Below are 17090 nucleotides of genomic sequence, written 5' to 3'. Positions count from 1 at the left end.
ATTGGTATAGGGTACTGTTTTGACTACTGAAAAGAAGAGCCTGGGCATCCAGGAAATCATGGATCTGCTGCCCCACCGTTATCCGTTCCTGATGGTGGACAAGGTCGAGAGCTACGAGATCAGCGATGAGCGCAAGACTTTGCGTGCCATCAAGAACGTCTCGTTCAACGAGCCGATCTTTCAAGGCCACTTCCCGGCCAAGCCGGTGTTCCCTGGCGTGCTGATCCTGGAGGCCATGGCCCAAGCGACCGGCATCCTGGCCTTTACCATGGTGGGCAAGCCGTCCCCCAACGAACTCTATTATTTTGCTTCAATCGATAACGCTCGTTTCAAGCGCCCGGTTGGCCCTGGCGATCAGCTGGTGCTCGACGTGGTGTTCTTAAAAGAGCGCCGCGGCATTGCCAAGTTCACCGGTGTTGCTACCGTTGATGGTGAAGTGGTCTGTACCGCCGAACTGATGTGTGCAAAGCGCGAGGTGTAACCGTGATCGACCAGACTGCCATCATTCACGATACTGCCATCGTCCATGAGTCTGCGGTGATCGGCAAAGGGGTGGAAATCGGCCCCTTCTCCGTCATTGGAGCCGAGGTGGAAATCGGTGACAACACCTGGGTCGGTTCCCATGTGCTGATCAAGGGCCCGACCAGGATCGGCCGTGGCAACAAGATCTTCCAGCACTCCTCCATCGGTGAGGATTGCCAGGACAAGAAGTACGCCGGTGAGCGCACCTTCCTCGAGATCGGTGACAACAACGTCTTTCGCGAGAACTGCACAGTGCACCGCGGCACCACCCAGGATCAGGCCCTGACCAAGGTGGGCAGCGGCAACCTGTTCATGGTCAACGTGCACGTGGCCCACGACTGCATCATCGGTGACAACTGCATCTTCGCCAATAACGCGACTCTGGCGGGCCACGTGGTGATCGGCGATTTCGTGATCTTCGGCGGCCTCTCTGCCATTCACCAGTTTGGTCGGGTCGGCTCCCACGCCTTCGTCGGTGGCTGCGCCGCCCTGAACAAGGACGTACCGCCCTATGTGATGGCGGCCGGCAACTACGCCAAGCCGTTCGGGGTCAACTCCGAAGGCCTGCGTCGCCGTGGCTATAGCCCTGAGGCCATCTCCGCCGTCAAGCGCGCCTACAAGGAGATCTTCCGCTCCGGCAAGACCATCGAGGAGGTGCTGCCCGTGCTGATCGAGATGGCTCAAGCCGAACCGGCCGTCCAGCTCTATGTCGACTTCCTCAAAGACAACGAGCGCGGGATCATCCGTGCCTGACCCGATCCGCATCGGCATCGTCGCCGGAGAGACCTCCGGCGACATCCTGGCTGCCGGTCTGGTGCGGGAGCTGCTGGTCCGCTATCCCGATGCCCGCTTCGAAGGCATCGCCGGACCGCGCATGCAGGCGCTCGGTGTCAAGGCGCTGTTCGAGATGGAAGAGCTTTCCGTCATGGGCATCACCGAGGTGCTGGGTCGTCTGCCCCGCATCCTGCAGGTGCGCCGCGAGCTGTTGCGCCATTTTATTGCCAATCCCCCTGATATCTTCATCGGGGTGGATGCACCGGATTTCAATATCGGGGTGGAGCTGAAGCTACGCCGCACCGGTATCAAGACGGTTCACTACGTCAGCCCCTCCGTCTGGGCCTGGCGTCAGAGCCGCATTCACAAGATCAAGGCCGCCACCGATCTGGTGCTCGCCTTCCTGCCGTTCGAGAAAGCCTTCTACGACCGTTTTGATGCCCCCTGCCGTTTCGTGGGGCACACCATGGCCGATGCCATTCCGCTGGTGCCGGATCAGGCCGCCGTGCGCCAGGCGCTCGGCATCGACCCGAGCCGGCGCTGGCTGGCGGTGCTGCCGGGCAGCCGCAGTGCCGAGGTCGGCTTCATGTCACCGGTGTTTCTCGAGGCGTGCAAGCACCTGACGGTGCACTGCCCTGATCTCGGCTTCATAGTGCCGCTGGTCAACCAGAAACTGCGTGAGCAGTTCATGGCCATCAAGGCCGAGGTGGCGTCGGATCTCGACATGGTGCTGCTGGAAGGGCAGGGCCGTGAGGCCATGATCGCCGCCGACGTGGTGATGCTCGCCTCCGGTACCGCCGCGCTGGAAGCCATGCTGGTGAAGAAACCCATGGTGGTGGGCTACAAGCTCAAGCCTTTCAGCTATTGGCTGGCCCAGTGGCTGGTGAAGACGGACTATGTCTCCCTGCCCAACCTGCTGGCGGACCAGATGCTGGTGCCCGAGCTCCTCCAGCATGAGTGCACCCCGTGCAATCTGGTGGACGAGGTCAGCAAGTTGCTGGAACACGACAACAGCGAACTCATCGCCACCTTCACCCGGCTGCACAAGAAAATTCGCTGCAACGCCGATGTGCAGGCCGCCGAGGCGGTCGCCGAACTGCTCGGCAGATAGCGCGCCCCCGGGCGATGCTGTGCTGACACTGGCCCTGCGGGGCCTGTTTTGATTCAAGGCATTGATATGACGATCGAGATTCCGCAAGACAAGCTGGTAGCAGGGGTTGACGAGGTGGGCCGCGGCCCGCTGGTGGGTGACGTGGTCACCGCCGCCGTGATCCTGGATCCGGCCAACCCCATCCAGGGGCTGGCCGACTCCAAGAAGCTCTCCGAGAAGAAGCGCCTCGCCCTGTTTGACGAGATCAAGGCCAAGGCGCTGGCCTGGTCCATCGGTCGGGCCAGTCCGGATGAGATCGATGAGCTGAACATACTGCACGCCACCATGCTGGCGATGCAGCGCGCGGTGGCGGGCCTGGCCATGACGCCCGAGCTGGTCTTCATCGATGGCAATCGCTGCCCGGCGCTGCCCATGGAGGCGCGTGCCGTGGTCAAGGGCGACAGCCTGGTGGCCGCCATCAGCGCCGCCTCCATCCTCGCCAAGGTGACCCGTGACGCCGAGATGACCGAGCTGGACGGCCGTCATCCCGCTTACGGCTTCGCCCGCCACAAGGGCTATCCGACCGCGGAGCACCTCGCCATCCTGGCCGAGCGCGGCCCCTTGCCCGAGTATCGCAAGAGCTTCAAACCGGTGCGCCGGGCGCTGGGGATCGAATAACCATGGCCGAACCTCGTTTCATCCACCTGCGGGTCCACTCCGACTTCTCCATGGTCGATGGCCTGCAGAAGATAGGCCCCATCGCCTCGGCGGCGGCGGCCAACGATATGCCGGCGCTGGCGCTGACCGACCAGATGAACATGTGCGGCCTGGTGCGCTTCTATGGCTCGGCCCATGGCAAGGGCATCAAGCCCATCGTCGGGGCGGATTTCTGGGTGCAGAGCGAGGAGCTCGGCGACGAGCAGTTCCGCCTCACCCTGCTCGCCATGGACAACGACGGTTACCAGAACATCACCCTGCTCATCTCCCGTGGCTATCAGCGCGGTCATGTGCAGGGTCGCCCCGTCATCGACAAGAGCTGGCTCGCGGAACACGCCAAGGGCGTGATAGTGCTGTCCGGCGGGCGGGAGGGGGATCTCGGCAAGTTCATGCTCAAGGGCAACCGGCAGATGGTGGAGCAGAGCCTCGCCTTCTACCAGCGCCACTTCCCCGACGCCTATTACCTCGAGCTGCTGCGCACCGGCCGACCCGATGAAGAGGTCTACCTGCACATGGCGGTGGCCATCGCCACCGAGTTCGAGCTGCCGGTGGTGGCCACCAACGAGGTGGTGTTCCTCTCCGCCGAGGACTTCGACGCCCACGAGATCCGGGTCGCCATCCACGATGGCTACACCCTGATGGACAAGCGTCGCCCGCGCCGCTACAGCCCGCAGCAATACCTGCGCAGCCAGGAGGAGATGTGCGAGCTGTTCGCCGACATCCCCGAGGCGCTGGAGAACACGGTGGAGATCGCCAAGCGCTGCAACGTGACGGTTCGCCTCGGTGAATACTTCCTGCCGAACTTCCCGACCGGTGACATGAGCACCGAAGACTTCCTGGTGATGAAGTCCAGGGAGGGGCTGGAGGACCGACTGGCCTTCCTGTTCCCGGATCCCGAGGTGCGCGCCGCCAAGCGCGTCGAGTACGACGAGCGGCTGGAGATCGAGCTCAAGGTGATCAACCAGATGGGCTTCCCTGGTTACTTCCTCATCGTGATGGAGTTTATCCAGTGGTCCAAGGACAACGGCATCCCCGTCGGCCCGGGCCGGGGCTCGGGGGCCGGGTCGCTGGTGGCCTATGCGCTCAAGATCACCGATCTGGATCCCCTCGAATTTGATCTGCTGTTCGAACGATTCCTGAACCCGGAGCGGGTCTCCATGCCCGACTTCGACGTCGACTTCTGCATGGACCGGCGGGACGAGGTGATCGAGCACGTCTCGGAGATGTATGGCCGGGAGGCGGTCTCCCAGATCATCACCTTCGGCAGCATGGCGGCCAAGGCGGTGGTGCGGGACGTGGGCCGGGTGCTGGGCCACGCCTATGGCTTCGTGGATCGCATCTCCAAGCTGATCCCACCGGATCCGGGCATGACGCTGGCCAAGGCGTTCGAGGTCGAGCCCAAGCTGCCTGAGCTGTACGAGCAGGACGAGGAGGTCAAGGATCTCATCGACATGGCGCGCCGGCTGGAAGGGGTGGTGCGCAACGCCGGCAAACACGCAGGTGGTGTGGTGATAGCCCCCACCAAGATCACCGACTTCGCGCCGCTCTATTGCGATGACTCCGGCCATCACCCGGTCACCCAGTTCGACAAGAACGACGTGGAGTACGCGGGCCTGGTGAAGTTCGACTTCCTGGGGCTGCGCACCCTGACCATCATCGACTGGGCGCTCGGCATGATCAACCCGCGCCTCGCCAAGGAGGGCAAGCCGCCGATCGACATCGCCGCCATCCCCATCGATGACAAGAAGTCGTTCGCGCTGCTGCAGCGCTTCGAGACCACGGCGGTGTTCCAGCTGGAATCCCGCGGCATGAAGGATCTCATCAAGCGGCTGCAGCCCGACTGCTTCGAAGACATGATCGCCCTGGTGGCGCTGTTCCGCCCTGGTCCGCTGCAGTCCGGCATGGTGGACAACTTCATCGAGCGCAAGCACGGTAAGGAAGCCATCTCCTACCCGGACGAGAAGTGGCAGCACGAGAGCCTCAAACCCATACTCGAACCCACCTACGGCATCATCCTCTATCAGGAGCAGGTGATGCAGATAGCCCAGGTGCTGGCGGGCTATACGCTGGGTGGGGCTGACATGCTGCGCCGGGCCATGGGCAAGAAAAACCCTGCCGAGATGGCCAAGCAGCGTTCCGGCTTCGAGGAAGGGGCGGTCAAGAACGGGGTCGACGGCGAGCTGGCGATCAAGATCTTCGATCTGGTGGAGAAGTTTGCGGGCTACGGCTTCAACAAGTCGCACTCCGCCGCCTATGCGCTGGTTTCCTACCAGACGCTGTGGCTCAAGACCCACTTCCCGGCCGAGTTCATGGCGGCGGTGATGACCGCCGACATGGACAACACCGACAAGATAGTGACGCTGGTGGACGAGTGCCAGCGGATGGGGCTCACCGTGATACCGCCGGACGTGAACACCGGTCGCTACCGGTTCAGCGTCAATGAGGACGGCCATATCGTCTACGGCATAGGCGCGGTGAAGGGGGTCGGCGAGGGCCCCATCGACGCCATCTTGGCGGCGCGAGACAGTGAGGGTCCCTTCCGCGATCTGTTCGACTTCTGCAACCGGGTCGACATCAAGAAGATCAACAAGCGGGTGATGGAGAAGCTGATCTTCTCCGGCGCCATGGACCGACTGGGTCCGCACCGGGCGGCGCTGATGGCCACGCTGGAGGAGGCGATGCGCGCCGCCGAGCAGCACGCCAAGGCGCAGGCGGTGGGCCAGGTCGACATGTTCGGGGTGCTCACCGAGGAGATCGACGACGTCAAGAAGGCGTTCGCCAACGTGCCGCACTGGCCCGACAAGGTCTGGCTGGAAGGGGAGCGGGAGACGCTCGGTCTATATCTGACCGGCCATCCCATCAACCAGTACAGCAGCGAGCTGCGTCGTTATACGTCGGGGCGGTTGTGCGATCTGCACCCCACCTCCCGCGACACCATCACCACGGCGGCGGGGCTGGTGATCGCCGCCCGCAGCATGGTGACCAAGCGTGGCAACAAGATGGGGATCTTCACCCTGGACGACAGATCCGGCCGTCTGGATGTGACCCTGTTCAGTGAAGCGCTGGAAAAATACGAAGAATTGATGCAAAAAGACCGTATTTTAGTGGTTTCTGGACAGGTCAGCTTTGATGACTTCTCCGGTGGCCTTAAAATGTCGGCCCGCGAATTGCTGGATATTAACGATGCGAGGGAGCGTTTCGCCAGGGCGATCCGCATTTCCCTCGATGAACAACGCATTGATGAGCGCTTTTTCCCGCGTTTGTGCGAGATTTTGGAGCCCGCCCGTGCCGGAGTCTGTCCGGTTCAGGTAAACTATCGTCGCCCCGGCTCCCGGGTGCGATTGACGCTCGGTACCGAGTGGCGGGTGACGCCCACCGATCAACTGATAGATGACTTGCGAGTCCTGCTTGGACGAGAGCGGGTTGAATTGGTTTTTGATTAGAGGATCTATAGTCCCTATGAGTCTTTTTCTGGATTTTGAACAGCCGATCGCCGAATTGCAGGCTCAGATCGATGAACTTCGCCATGTGAGTGAGCACAACAGTGCCGTGGACCTGAGCGAAGATATCCGTCGGCTGGAGAAGAAAAACGAAGAGCTGACCAAGAAGATCTTCGGCGATCTGGGGGCCTGGCAGGTATCCCAGATGGCGCGTCATCCCCAGCGCCCTTACACCCTCGACTACATCGAGCAGATCTTCACCGACTTCGACGAGCTGGCCGGCGATCGCGCCTACGCCGATGACAAGGCCATCGTCGGTGGCATCGCCCGTCTCGACGGCGAGCCGGTGATGGTGATTGGTCAGCAGAAGGGTCGCGAGACCAAGGAGAAGATCCGACGCAACTTCGGCATGCCGCGCCCGGAAGGGTACCGCAAGGCCCTGCGTCTGATGGAGATGGCCGAGCGCTTCAAGATGCCGATCATCACCTTCATCGACACCCCGGGTGCCTACCCCGGCGTGGGTGCCGAGGAGCGTGGCCAGTCCGAGGCCATCGCCCGCAACCTGAAAGTCATGGCCGGCCTGACCGTGCCTGTGGTCTGCACCGTGATCGGTGAAGGCGGCTCCGGCGGCGCACTGGCCATCGGCGTCGGCGATCGGGTCAACATGCTGCAGTACTCCACCTACTCCGTCATCTCGCCGGAAGGTTGCGCCTCCATCCTGTGGAAGAGCGCCGACAAGGCGCCGGTCGCCGCCGATGCCATGGGCATCACGGCCCAGCGCCTGAAGGAGCTCAAGCTCATCGACAACATAGTCGAAGAGCCCCTCGGCGGCGCCCACCGCAACGTGGAGCTGATGGCCGAGCGCCTCAAGGCCCGTATTAAACAAGACCTGGCGGCCTTGCGCCCGCTCGACAGCGACCAGTTGCTGGAGCAGCGCTACCAGCGTCTGCTGGGATACGGCTACTGCTAAGCCAAAGCCTTTCCGAGTGACTCCCAAAGACCCCTGCCATGTGCAGGGGTCTTGTTATTTGTGTCCTGTATGAAGATCGCCCAGATTCCTTTTCCCCGGCCCGGCGCCTGCCGAAAACCCCCTGTCTGATCAACTCGGCGGCCATTAGCGATCAAAAAAAGTGGGATCCATCTCCCATTTTACTTAGAGTGACCGATTCCGATCTGCCGGATCGGAATCCCTGCAAGGATTGCCCCCAGACACCAACGAGACGAGCGCAGACAGGCCCACAGGTGCCTTTAGCCTGCCGGCGGCGGAGTGCCGCCTGCCCTGGCCCTGACGCCGTCCACCCTGCAGTGAGCGAATCATGAGCGAATCGGTTTTTGAGATCCATGACTGGACCCTGAGCGTCAACGACAACATGCTGTGTCGTCCCGATCGCGAGGTCTACCTTGAGCCCAGGCTGGTCAACTTGCTGCGGTTCCTGGCGAGCAATGCCGGCACCGTATTTGGCCGTGACTCCCTGATCAACGAGGTGTGGGATGGCGCCGAGGTGACCGATCAGGTGGTCACCCAATCCATCTTCGAGCTGCGCAAGATCCTCAAGGATGGTCGCAACGATGCGGCGGATTACATAGTCACAGTGCCCAAGCGCGGCTACAAGCTGGTGGCGCCGGTGCGGCCGCTACGGGTCGTCTCCCTGGCCATGCCGGAGTCCTCCCCCGGGGCCATGCCCAAGCCGTCACCCCGCGATGAGCCGGACGAGCCCCTGGCCGATGGCGAGGTGGTGCAGGGCCAGAGCCTGGCCCCTTTCCCGGCTGGGCCCCTGACCCGGGCCATCTCGACCCATACCGGCCACAGTCGCTGGAAGATGGTCAGCTTCGACATCTTCGTGGTCGTGGTGCTGGTCTCCATCGTCAGCCTGCTCGGCTACCAGCACGCCAGCCCCCAGATCCACAGCTTGCTGGATCCCAATCTGCTGGTGTTTCGTTTCCACTCCGGCATGGATGGCGAGAGCGAGAGCGTGCGCCTTGCCGATGGCATCACCCGCACCCTGATGGGGGAGGTCGCGGCGGCCACCCCGCTGCGGGTGCAATACGATACCCATAGCCGCACGAGCGGCATTCTGCCCGGCAAGGAGCTGAGCGTGCGCGTCTCCCATCACCCGGGTGGCACCTACATGGATCTGGAGTATCGCAACCTCAACACCAACCGGGTGCTGTGCAGCCACCAGTACCAGCTCAGCCGTCACAACGTGCATGCGGTGCTGCAGGAGAGCAGCCAGGATCTGCTGCGCGCCCTCGAGCGACCCGAGGCATCACCCGGCATGGGCTGGCCCGCCGACGATGCCTCGCTGATGGCGATGATGGAGGCGCACTATTACACCAACAGCCAGGATGCGGTGGCGCTCAAGCGCGGCATAGCGCTGCTCGACGGCTCCCTCGTGACCCAGCCCGATCAGCCCCTGCTGCTGGCGGAGCGTTACCTGGCAGGGGAGGCGTTGGCCACCCTGACGGGCCACTCGGAGAGCGAACGGCTGCAGGGGATAGGCGCCCACCTGGCCAGCGTGGTACAGAGTGGTGGCATGATGCCGGCGCGGGTGTGGGAGGCGCTGAGCCTGCAGGCCGTCCTGAGCGGCCAGCAGCGAGAGGCAAACCGGCTGCTGGCGCTGGCCGCCAGCCGGGGCCGCACCGTGCTCTACTACATTCTGCTAGGCAAGCTGGCCGAGCTGGACGGGCATCCCGACGCGGCGGGAGACGCCTATAGCCAGGCATTCCTGATGGAGGCGACCGAGCAGACCTACCTGCTCTGCCAGCAGCTGGGCTTCTACAGCAACATGGAAACCCTGACGCCCGTTCTCTACAACACCTTTGGCAACAGCAAGGTGAAGCTGTTCTAAGCCATATCTCTCCCCCCTGATCCCATTTTTTCTACAGCAACAGGCCACCCCGGGGTGGCCTGTTGCTTCTCCGTGGCCGGGAGGCGGGATCCGCCGCTCGCCCAGCCGAAGGGGCGTCGCGCCCCAATCTCTTATCCCCCCATCCCCCTCTCTCCCTCTCCTTATGCACCTTTGGCCACAGTCGCTGGCGCCCCGGCCCTTGCTGATTTTCATGGTGCTGGCGAGCCCTGACGCCTGCCCGCCATGGGGTAGGGGGGCCCAGGATTGCGCCGGCGGCGGCTGACCAAGGGCAGCCTGGCACCAGACCCGCAAGCCGATGGGGCTGAACGGCGCCCACTCATCCCGTCGGGGGCACACCGAAAAATATCAAGGTGGGCCGGCAGGGGTCATCAACTTCATCAAGGCGGCGGCGGCACATCAGGATTTTATCAAGGTGGCTCATGATGAGTGGTTTAACTGTCTGTATTTGATGGGTTTATATGAGTTGTTCTGAGCGGCTTTAAAAAAGTGTGCTCATGTTTTTATCCCTGAGGGGGCCCTTATGTTTTCCGCGGGCCGGCGGTCTAGTCTGTGCCCATTCTCTGGCGGGAGCTTCCGCCAGTAGTGTTTGACGACCCGACCTTTTATAGACCCGGAGATCCTATGTCCCTCGATACGAGCAAGAAGATCGGCCTCATCGCCTGTACAGGTGTGGTGGCCGGCAACATGATGGGGAGCGGCATCGCGCTGCTGCCTTCGGCCCTGGCCACTGTCGGTTCCATCTCGGTATTCAGCTGGGCTATCTGCCTGGTGGGCGCTATGGGCCTGGCATTCGTGTTCGCCCGCCTCGCCACCAAGAACCCGCAAGAAGGGGGCCCCATCGCCTATGCCGGCGAAATCTCCCCGGTGTTCGGCTTCCAGACCGGGGTGCTCTACTACCACGCCAACTGGATCGGCAACCTGGCCATCGCCATCACCGGCGTCTCTTATCTGTCGGTGTTCTTCCCCATCCTCAACAACCCCATCCCGGCGGCCGTGGCCACCATAGCGGCGGTCTGGATCTTCACCTTCGTCAACCTGCTTGGCGGCAGCTGGGTGAGCCGACTCTGTACCCTGGGGCTGGTGCTGATCCTGCTGCCGGTGGTGGGCACCGCCCTGATGGGCTGGGCGCATTTCGATACCACCCTCTACAGCCAGAACTGGAACACCACAGGCGGCAGCGACCTGCACGCCGTCATCAGCGCCGTGCTGATCTGCCTCTGGTCCTTCGTCGGGGTGGAGTCGGCCGCCGTCTCCTCCGGCATGGTCAAGGATCCCAAGCGCACAGTGCCGCTCGCCACCATGCTGGGCACCGGCATCGCCGGCGTCATCTACATACTCTCCACCCAGGTGATCGGCGGCATGTTCCCGGCCGGTGAGGTGGCCGCCTCCGGCGCCCCCTTCGCCATGGCCTCTTCCGCCATCTTCGGCGACTGGTCTGCCCCCTTCGTCTCCGCCTTCACCGCCCTGGCCTGCTTCACCTCGCTCGGCTCCTGGATGATGCTGGTGGGGGAGGCGGGCAAGCGTGCCGCCCACGACGGCAACTTCCCGAAGATCTACGGCGAACTGGACAAGAACGGCGTCGCCAAGAAGGGGCTGATCCTCGGCTCCCTCAAGATGACGGCCCTGATGGTGGTGCTGACCGCTTTCACCTCCCAGTCCGCCCACGCCGCCGACCTGTTCAACGTGCTGACCACGGATGCGGTGCTGCTGACCATGCTGCCCTACTTCTACTCCAGCATTAACCTCATCCGCTTCGAGGGCATGACCTCCCGCAGCATAGGCGCCATGCTGTTCTCCGGCGTCGCCAGCGTGTTCTGCCTGGTGGCCCTGATGGGCGCCAAGGGGTCCAACCTCACCGCTACCTTCGTGGTGTCGCTCATCATCCTGATGTTCTACGCCAAGAAACAGGGGTTGCGTCAGCACGACGCCTTGCTCAACGAGCAGCCCAGCCACTAACTCCGTTTCCCTTTTTCCTGCGCTCTTCACTCACCATCCCTGATGGAGAGCGCCTCTTCACGTGTGGAGCATCAAGATGAATATCATTGCCATCCTCAACCACCTGGGCGTGTTCTTCAAGGAAGAGCCCATCCGTCAGCTGCAGGCCTCCCTCGAGCGCAAAGGCTTTCAGGTGGTCTATCCGGTCGACGTGGCCGATCTGCTCAAACTGATCGAGAAGAACCCCCGCGTCTGCGGCGCCATCTTCGACTGGGACAAGTACTCCCTCGGTCTGTGCAAGGAGATCCACGATCGCAACGAGAAGCTGCCGATCTTCGCCTTCGCCAACGACCAGTCCACCCTGGACATTCATCTGACCGATCTGCGCCTGAACGTGCACTTCTTCGAGTACCGTCTCGGCATGGCCGACGACATCGCCCTCAAGATTGGCCAGGCCACCCAGGAGTATCAGGACGCCATACTGCCGCCCTTCACCAAGGCGCTGTTCAAGTACGTGGAAGAGGGCAAATACACCTTCTGCACCCCGGGTCACATGGGCGGCACCGCCTTCCAGATGAGCCCGGCCGGCAGCATCTTCTATGACTTCTACGGCCCCAACGCGTTCAAGGCGGATGTCTCCATCTCCATGCCGGAGCTGGGCTCCCTGCTGGATCACTCGGGTCCGCACAAGGAGGCCGAGGAGTACATAGCCCGCACCTTCAACGCCGATCGCTCCTACATAGTCACCAACGGCACCTCCACCGCCAACAAGATAGTCGGCATGTTCTCCGCCCCGGCGGGTAGCACTGTGCTGGTGGATCGCAACTGTCACAAGTCCCTGACTCATCTGATGATGATGAACGACGTGACCCCGATCTACTTCCGGCCGACCCGCAACGCCTACGGCATCCTGGGTGGCATTCCCCAGAGCGAGTTCAGCCGCGAGACCATCGCCGCCAAGGTGGCCGCCACCCCGGGCGCCCAGGCGCCGCGCTACGCGGTGATCACCAACTCCACCTATGACGGTCTGCTCTACAACACCGGCTTTATCAAGGAGAGTCTGGATACCCCCTACATCCACTTCGACAGCGCCTGGGTGCCCTACACCAACTTCAGCCCCATCTATGAGGGCAAGTGCGGCATGAGCGGCGAGGCCATGCCGGGCAAGGTGTTCTACGAGACCCAGTCCACCCACAAGCTGCTGGCGGCCTTCTCCCAGGCCTCGATGATCCACATCAAGGGCGACGTGGAGGAGGAGACCTTCAACGAAGCCTTCATGATGCACACCTCCACCTCGCCCCAGTACGGCATAGTGGCGTCCACCGAGATCTCCGCCGCCATGATGCGGGGCAACACCGGCAAGCGGCTGATCAAGGACTCCATCGATCGCGCCGTCTCCTTCCGTAAAGAGATCAAGCGGTTGCGGGAGCAGAGTGAAGGCTGGTTCTTCGACGTCTGGCAGCCGGACGACATCGACACCCTCGAGTGCTGGAAGCTGGATCCCAAGGATGACTGGCACGGCTTCAACGGCATCGACGATGACCACATGTATCTGGATCCCATCAAGGTCACCCTGCTGACCCCGGGGATGAACCGTCAGGGCGAGCTGATGGCGCGTGGCCTGCCCGCCTCTCTGGTCTCCAAGTTCCTCGACGAGCGCGGCATAGTGGTGGAGAAGACCGGCCCCTACAACCTGCTGTTCCTGTTCTCCATCGGCATCGATCAGTCCAAGGCGATGCAGCTGTTGCGCGCCCTGACCGAGTTCAAGCGCGGCTATGACCTGAACCTGACCATCAAGAGCATCTTGCCGAGCCTCTACCGTGAAGACCCGAGCTTCTACGAAGGCATGCGCATCCAGGAGCTGGCCCAGAGCATCCACGCCCTGACCAGCAAGTACCGTCTGCCGGAGCTGATGTTCAAGGCGTTCGACGTGCTGCCGGAGATGAAGATGACCCCGCACGTCGCCTGGCAGCAGGAGCTGGCCGGCAACCTGGAAGAGGTGCCGCTGCGTGACATGGTGGATCGCATCAGCGCCAACATGATTTTGCCCTACCCGCCGGGAGTGCCGCTGGTGCTGCCGGGGGAGATGGTGACCGCGGATTCCCTGCCGGTGCTGGAGTTCCTCGAGATGCTGTGTGAGATCGGGGCCCATTACCCTGGCTTCGAGACCGACATCCACGGCCTCTATCGCCAGGCCGATGGCAGCTACACCGTCAAGGTGCTGCGTTAATCGAGAGTGACAACAACGGGCCGTGAGGCCCGTTTTTCCCTGCGGGGTTTAACCCTTTTTGTGTGAGTCGCCATCATGAAACGAGTTCTCTCCATTCAATCCCACGTGGTGTTCGGCTGTGCCGGCAATGGTGCCGCCGTGTTTCCCATGCGCCGCATGGGGCTGGAAGTCTGGCCGGTCAATACCGTGCAGTTCTCCAACCACACCCAGTACAGCGCGGGCTGGCAGGGGATGGGGATGCCGGATGGCCACATCCGCCAGCTGATGACGGGCCTCGCCGACATAGGCGTGCTGGGGCAGTGCGATGCGTTGCTGAGCGGCTACCTCGGTTCTGCCGAGCAGGGGGAGGAGATCCTGGCCGCGGTGGCCCATCTCAAGGCGCTCAATCCAGAGGCCCTCTATTTTTGTGACCCCGTCATGGGTCACCCCGACAAGGGGTGCATAGTGGCCCCCGGTGTCGCCGATTTCTTCAAGACGCGGGCGCTGGCCTGCGCCGACATGCTGGCCCCCAATCTGCTGGAGCTGGAGCAGCTGACCGACCGCGAGATCCAGAATCTGCCCGAGGCGCTGGCGGCCTGCCAGCAGTTGCGCGAGCAGGGGGTCAAGCTGGTGATGGTCAAGCATCTGGGGCGGGCCGGGTTTGCCCTGGACAGGTTCGAGATGCTGCTGGTGTGCGACGCCGGGGCCTTTCATATCTCCCGGCCCCTCTATCCGTTCAAGCGCCATCCCATCGGGGTGGGGGATCTGCTCAGCGCCATCATGCTGGCCAATCTGCTGGCCGGACAGGATCCCGTGCAGGCGTTCGAGCGCACCAACGCCAGCGTGGATGCGGTCATGGCCCACACCTGGCTGGCGGGGGCCTATGAGTTGCAGCTGGTGACGGCGCAGCAGGCGATGGCCGAGCCCGAGGTCCACACCCGCGCCATCCGGCTCTAGCCTGCCGTTCTTGCGGCCAGGGCTAGCCGGCGCGGCGTGTCAGTTGTGCCTCCTGGCGGGGGCCGAGCGGCTGGGTGCGGCGCAGCGGACGGGGGGCGCAGGCCAGGGCGAGGCGGCGCCACTCCCGCCACAGCAGCCAGCACAGCGGCAGGGTCAGCAGCAGCACCGTGGTGGGCTGGGCCATCAGCACCCCATCGCGGCCCCACTGCAGCGGCAGCAAGAAGATCAGCGGCAGCAGCAGCAGGGTCTTGGCCGCCGAGATGATCAGCGCCTGGCGGGTGCGCGCCATGGATTGCAGCAGCACTATGCCGAACATGATGATCCCCTCCAGCGGGATGGCGCCGAGGTTGAGAGTCAGGCTGCTGACGGCAGCGGAGAGCAGCTCCTCATCCTGATCGCCGGTGTAGAGCATGGCCACCTGGCGTGGCAGCAGCTGGATCAACAGCCAGACCAGCATGCCGTAGATCAGCGTGATCTTGAGCCCCATCTCCATCAGGAACTTCAGATCCCGGTGGCGCCTGGCCCCTGCCGCCTGGCTGATGAGCGGCTGGATGCCGAACGCCAGGCCTTGCAATATCACGATGAACACCGCCTCGGTGTAACCGGCCACGGTGAAGCCGGCCAGATCCTTGACCGAGCCATGGACCATCAGCTGGCTGTTGTGCAGCAGCAGCAGCAGCCCCAGGTTGAACTGGGCGATCAGGCTCGGCAGCCCGGTGAACAGCAGGCCGGGCATGGCCGGCAGATCGGGCGCGAGCTGGCGCCACGAGAGGCGCAGCCTGGCATGGGAGCTAAAGAAATAGCCGAGGCCCAGCAGGCTGACGATGCCCTCTGAGATGAGGGTGGCCTGGGCCGTGCCCACCAGCCCCAGTCCCAGCCGGCCGACCATCACATAGTTGAGCAGGATGTTGAGCACGGCGCCGGCACTGACCAGGATCATGGCCAGTCTGGGCCGGCCGTCGTTGCGCAGCAGGTAGGGCACCGCCAGGTTGCTGGCCAGCAGCAGGGTGCCGCCGCCGATCCACAGGAGGTAGTCGCTGGCCTGCTGCCAGGTCTCGGTGCCTTGCTCGATCCCCAGCCCCAGCAGGATGTCGATGTGCCAATGGTACAGCAGCAGCGGCGCCGTGGTGCCCAGCAGCACCAGCAGCCAGAGCGCGTTGACCAGGGCCTGGCGGGCCTGGTGGAGGTTCTTCGCCCCCTGCTGGAAGGAGATGGCGGTCGCCGCCCCCATGGCGATCATGGCGGCGAGACCGATCAGCACCATGATGACTGGGTAGACCAGGTTGATGCCGGCGAGGCCGGCGGCCCCCACGTAGTGACCGACGAAGATGCCGTCGACCAGGTAATAGGCGCCGGACACCAGCATGGCGAGGATGGAGGGGAGGGCATAGCCCCAGAAGCGACGGGTCATGGCCCGTTGGCGTCGGGTGAAATAAGCGGACATGGCGATGCTTCTTGCTGTGTTGGGATCGAAGCACCAGTGTAGATTTTTACGTTTTGATTGATAATCCGGTGTTTATTTGATGAGTTGATGAATTCCGCTCAGTAATTGCGGCGGCTGGTGGTGCGCCTTGAGCATGTCGATCAGGGCGCGCAGGCCGTGTCCCAGCTGATGGCGGCTGGGGTAGAAGAGACAGAAACCGGCAAAGGTCGGGCTCCATGAGGTCAGCACGCTCACCAGGCTGCCGCTCGCCAGCTGCTGGCGAACCTCCTCCTCTAGGCAGTAGGCCAGCCCCAGCCCCGCCTCGGCGGCCCCCAGGTAGAGGGCCGGGGTGCTGGTGGTCAGCGGCCCGCTCACCTCGATCTCCAGCAGCTTGCCGTCGGCGGCAAAGGCCCAGCGGTAGTGGTGATGGGGGGTGAGGCGATAGCCGATGCAGTCATGTTGGACCAGCTCGGCCGGGTGCTGGGGCGTGCCGCGCCTGGCCAGATAGGCCGGTGATCCCACCACCAGATAGCGCTGCAGCGGCCCGAGCGGGATGGCGATCATCTCCTTGGGCAGCAGATCCCCATAGAAGATGGCGGCATCATAGCCGTCCTCGATGAGGCGCGGCATCAACTCCTGCTCCACCACCTCCACCTGCACCCGCGGATAGCGCACCAGATAGTCGATCAGCACCGGGGCCAGCACCTCATCGATGGCCCCGCGCGGCGCACAGATCTTCAACCTGCCGACTGGCTCATCACTGTGACGGGTCAACTCGTCGAGGGCCCCCTCCAGCTGGGTCAGAGTCGGCACCAGCTGTTGCAGCAGCCGCTGACCGGCGTCGGTCGGCACCACAGCTCTGGTGCTGCGATTGAGCAGCCTGACCCCGAGCCGACTCTCCAATCCCTTCAGGCTATGGCTCAGGGCGGAGGCCGAGACCCCGAGTTCAAGGGCGGCCTTGCTGAAGCTCTGGTGGCGGGCGACGGCGGCAAACACCGCCAGTTCGGCGAGATCGGTGCGGGTGATGGTCATCTTGATTCGACAGGCTGAGGGCGAAAAACAAGGGTACGCCAAGGGGCTGACACACACAATCTGCGTTCGGAACCAGACATGTTACGCATTTGTTGGTCGCGGTAAGTATTGGAATCTATTG

General features: G+C 63.1%; 12 protein-coding genes. 10 read left to right on the top strand and 2 right to left on the bottom strand.

Going from position 1 to position 17090, the window contains the following annotated elements:
• The first annotated feature begins 19 nt into the window (after positions 1-19).
• From fabZ to pdxY, 10 genes are all read left to right on the top strand, one after another.
• Positions 20-481 carry a 3-hydroxyacyl-ACP dehydratase FabZ gene (gene fabZ, locus EL255_RS15960; RefSeq protein ID WP_042038166.1) on the top strand — a complete coding sequence of 154 codons (462 nt, stop codon included), beginning with the start codon at positions 20-22 and terminating at the stop codon, positions 479-481.
• A 2-nt stretch (positions 482-483) separates the two neighbouring features.
• Entirely contained in the window at positions 484-1275 is a 792-nt protein-coding gene (gene lpxA / locus EL255_RS15955) for an acyl-ACP--UDP-N-acetylglucosamine O-acyltransferase (RefSeq protein ID WP_084228369.1), read from the top strand.
• Positions 1268-2407, top strand: a complete 1140-nt coding sequence (gene lpxB / locus EL255_RS15950) for a lipid-A-disaccharide synthase (RefSeq protein WP_042654056.1) — start codon at positions 1268-1270, stop codon at positions 2405-2407. Before lpxA ends, lpxB begins: the two co-directional genes overlap by 8 nt.
• Before the next feature lie 66 nt (positions 2408-2473).
• The gene (rnhB, locus tag EL255_RS15945; protein WP_042654055.1) at positions 2474-3064 is read left to right on the top strand and encodes a ribonuclease HII; all 591 of its coding nucleotides are present in this window, start codon (positions 2474-2476) and stop codon (positions 3062-3064) included.
• Positions 3065-3066: 2 nt separating this feature from the next.
• Positions 3067-6546, top strand: a complete 3480-nt coding sequence (gene dnaE, locus EL255_RS15940; protein WP_042654054.1) for a DNA polymerase III subunit alpha — start codon at positions 3067-3069, stop codon at positions 6544-6546.
• A 16-nt stretch (positions 6547-6562) separates the two neighbouring features.
• Positions 6563-7513, top strand: a complete 951-nt coding sequence (gene accA, locus EL255_RS15935; RefSeq protein ID WP_042654053.1) for an acetyl-CoA carboxylase carboxyl transferase subunit alpha — start codon at positions 6563-6565, stop codon at positions 7511-7513.
• A 346-nt stretch (positions 7514-7859) separates the two neighbouring features.
• Complete coding sequence (cadC, locus tag EL255_RS15930) at positions 7860-9392, top strand: lysine decarboxylation/transport transcriptional activator CadC (protein WP_042654052.1); 1533 nt, start codon at positions 7860-7862, stop codon at positions 9390-9392.
• A gap of 642 nt (positions 9393-10034) precedes the next feature.
• Positions 10035-11369, top strand: coding sequence for a cadaverine/lysine antiporter (gene cadB / locus EL255_RS15925; protein WP_042654051.1), 1335 nt, complete (start codon positions 10035-10037; stop codon positions 11367-11369).
• A gap of 76 nt (positions 11370-11445) precedes the next feature.
• Positions 11446-13578 carry a lysine decarboxylase CadA gene (locus EL255_RS15920; protein WP_042654313.1) on the top strand — a complete coding sequence of 711 codons (2133 nt, stop codon included), beginning with the start codon at positions 11446-11448 and terminating at the stop codon, positions 13576-13578.
• Positions 13579-13653: 75 nt separating this feature from the next.
• Positions 13654-14514 carry a pyridoxal kinase PdxY gene (gene pdxY, locus EL255_RS15915; protein WP_042654050.1) on the top strand — a complete coding sequence of 287 codons (861 nt, stop codon included), beginning with the start codon at positions 13654-13656 and terminating at the stop codon, positions 14512-14514.
• A gap of 22 nt (positions 14515-14536) precedes the next feature.
• Here pdxY and EL255_RS15910 read toward each other — a convergent pair whose 3' ends face one another.
• Together EL255_RS15910 and EL255_RS15905 are read right to left on the bottom strand one after the other, a co-directional pair.
• Positions 14537-15958 carry an MATE family efflux transporter gene (locus EL255_RS15910; RefSeq protein WP_042654049.1) on the bottom strand — a complete coding sequence of 474 codons (1422 nt, stop codon included), beginning with the start codon at positions 15956-15958 and terminating at the stop codon, positions 14537-14539.
• A gap of 72 nt (positions 15959-16030) precedes the next feature.
• Positions 16031-16969 carry a LysR family transcriptional regulator gene (locus EL255_RS15905; protein WP_042654048.1) on the bottom strand — a complete coding sequence of 313 codons (939 nt, stop codon included), beginning with the start codon at positions 16967-16969 and terminating at the stop codon, positions 16031-16033.
• Positions 16970-17090: the final 121 nt, after the last annotated feature.

This window comes from Aeromonas encheleia, from assembly GCF_900637545.1.
Classification (GTDB): domain Bacteria; phylum Pseudomonadota; class Gammaproteobacteria; order Enterobacterales; family Aeromonadaceae; genus Aeromonas; species Aeromonas encheleia.
Note: the sequence above shows the minus strand (reverse complement) of the source record. Positions and strands in the feature narration are given on the sequence as shown.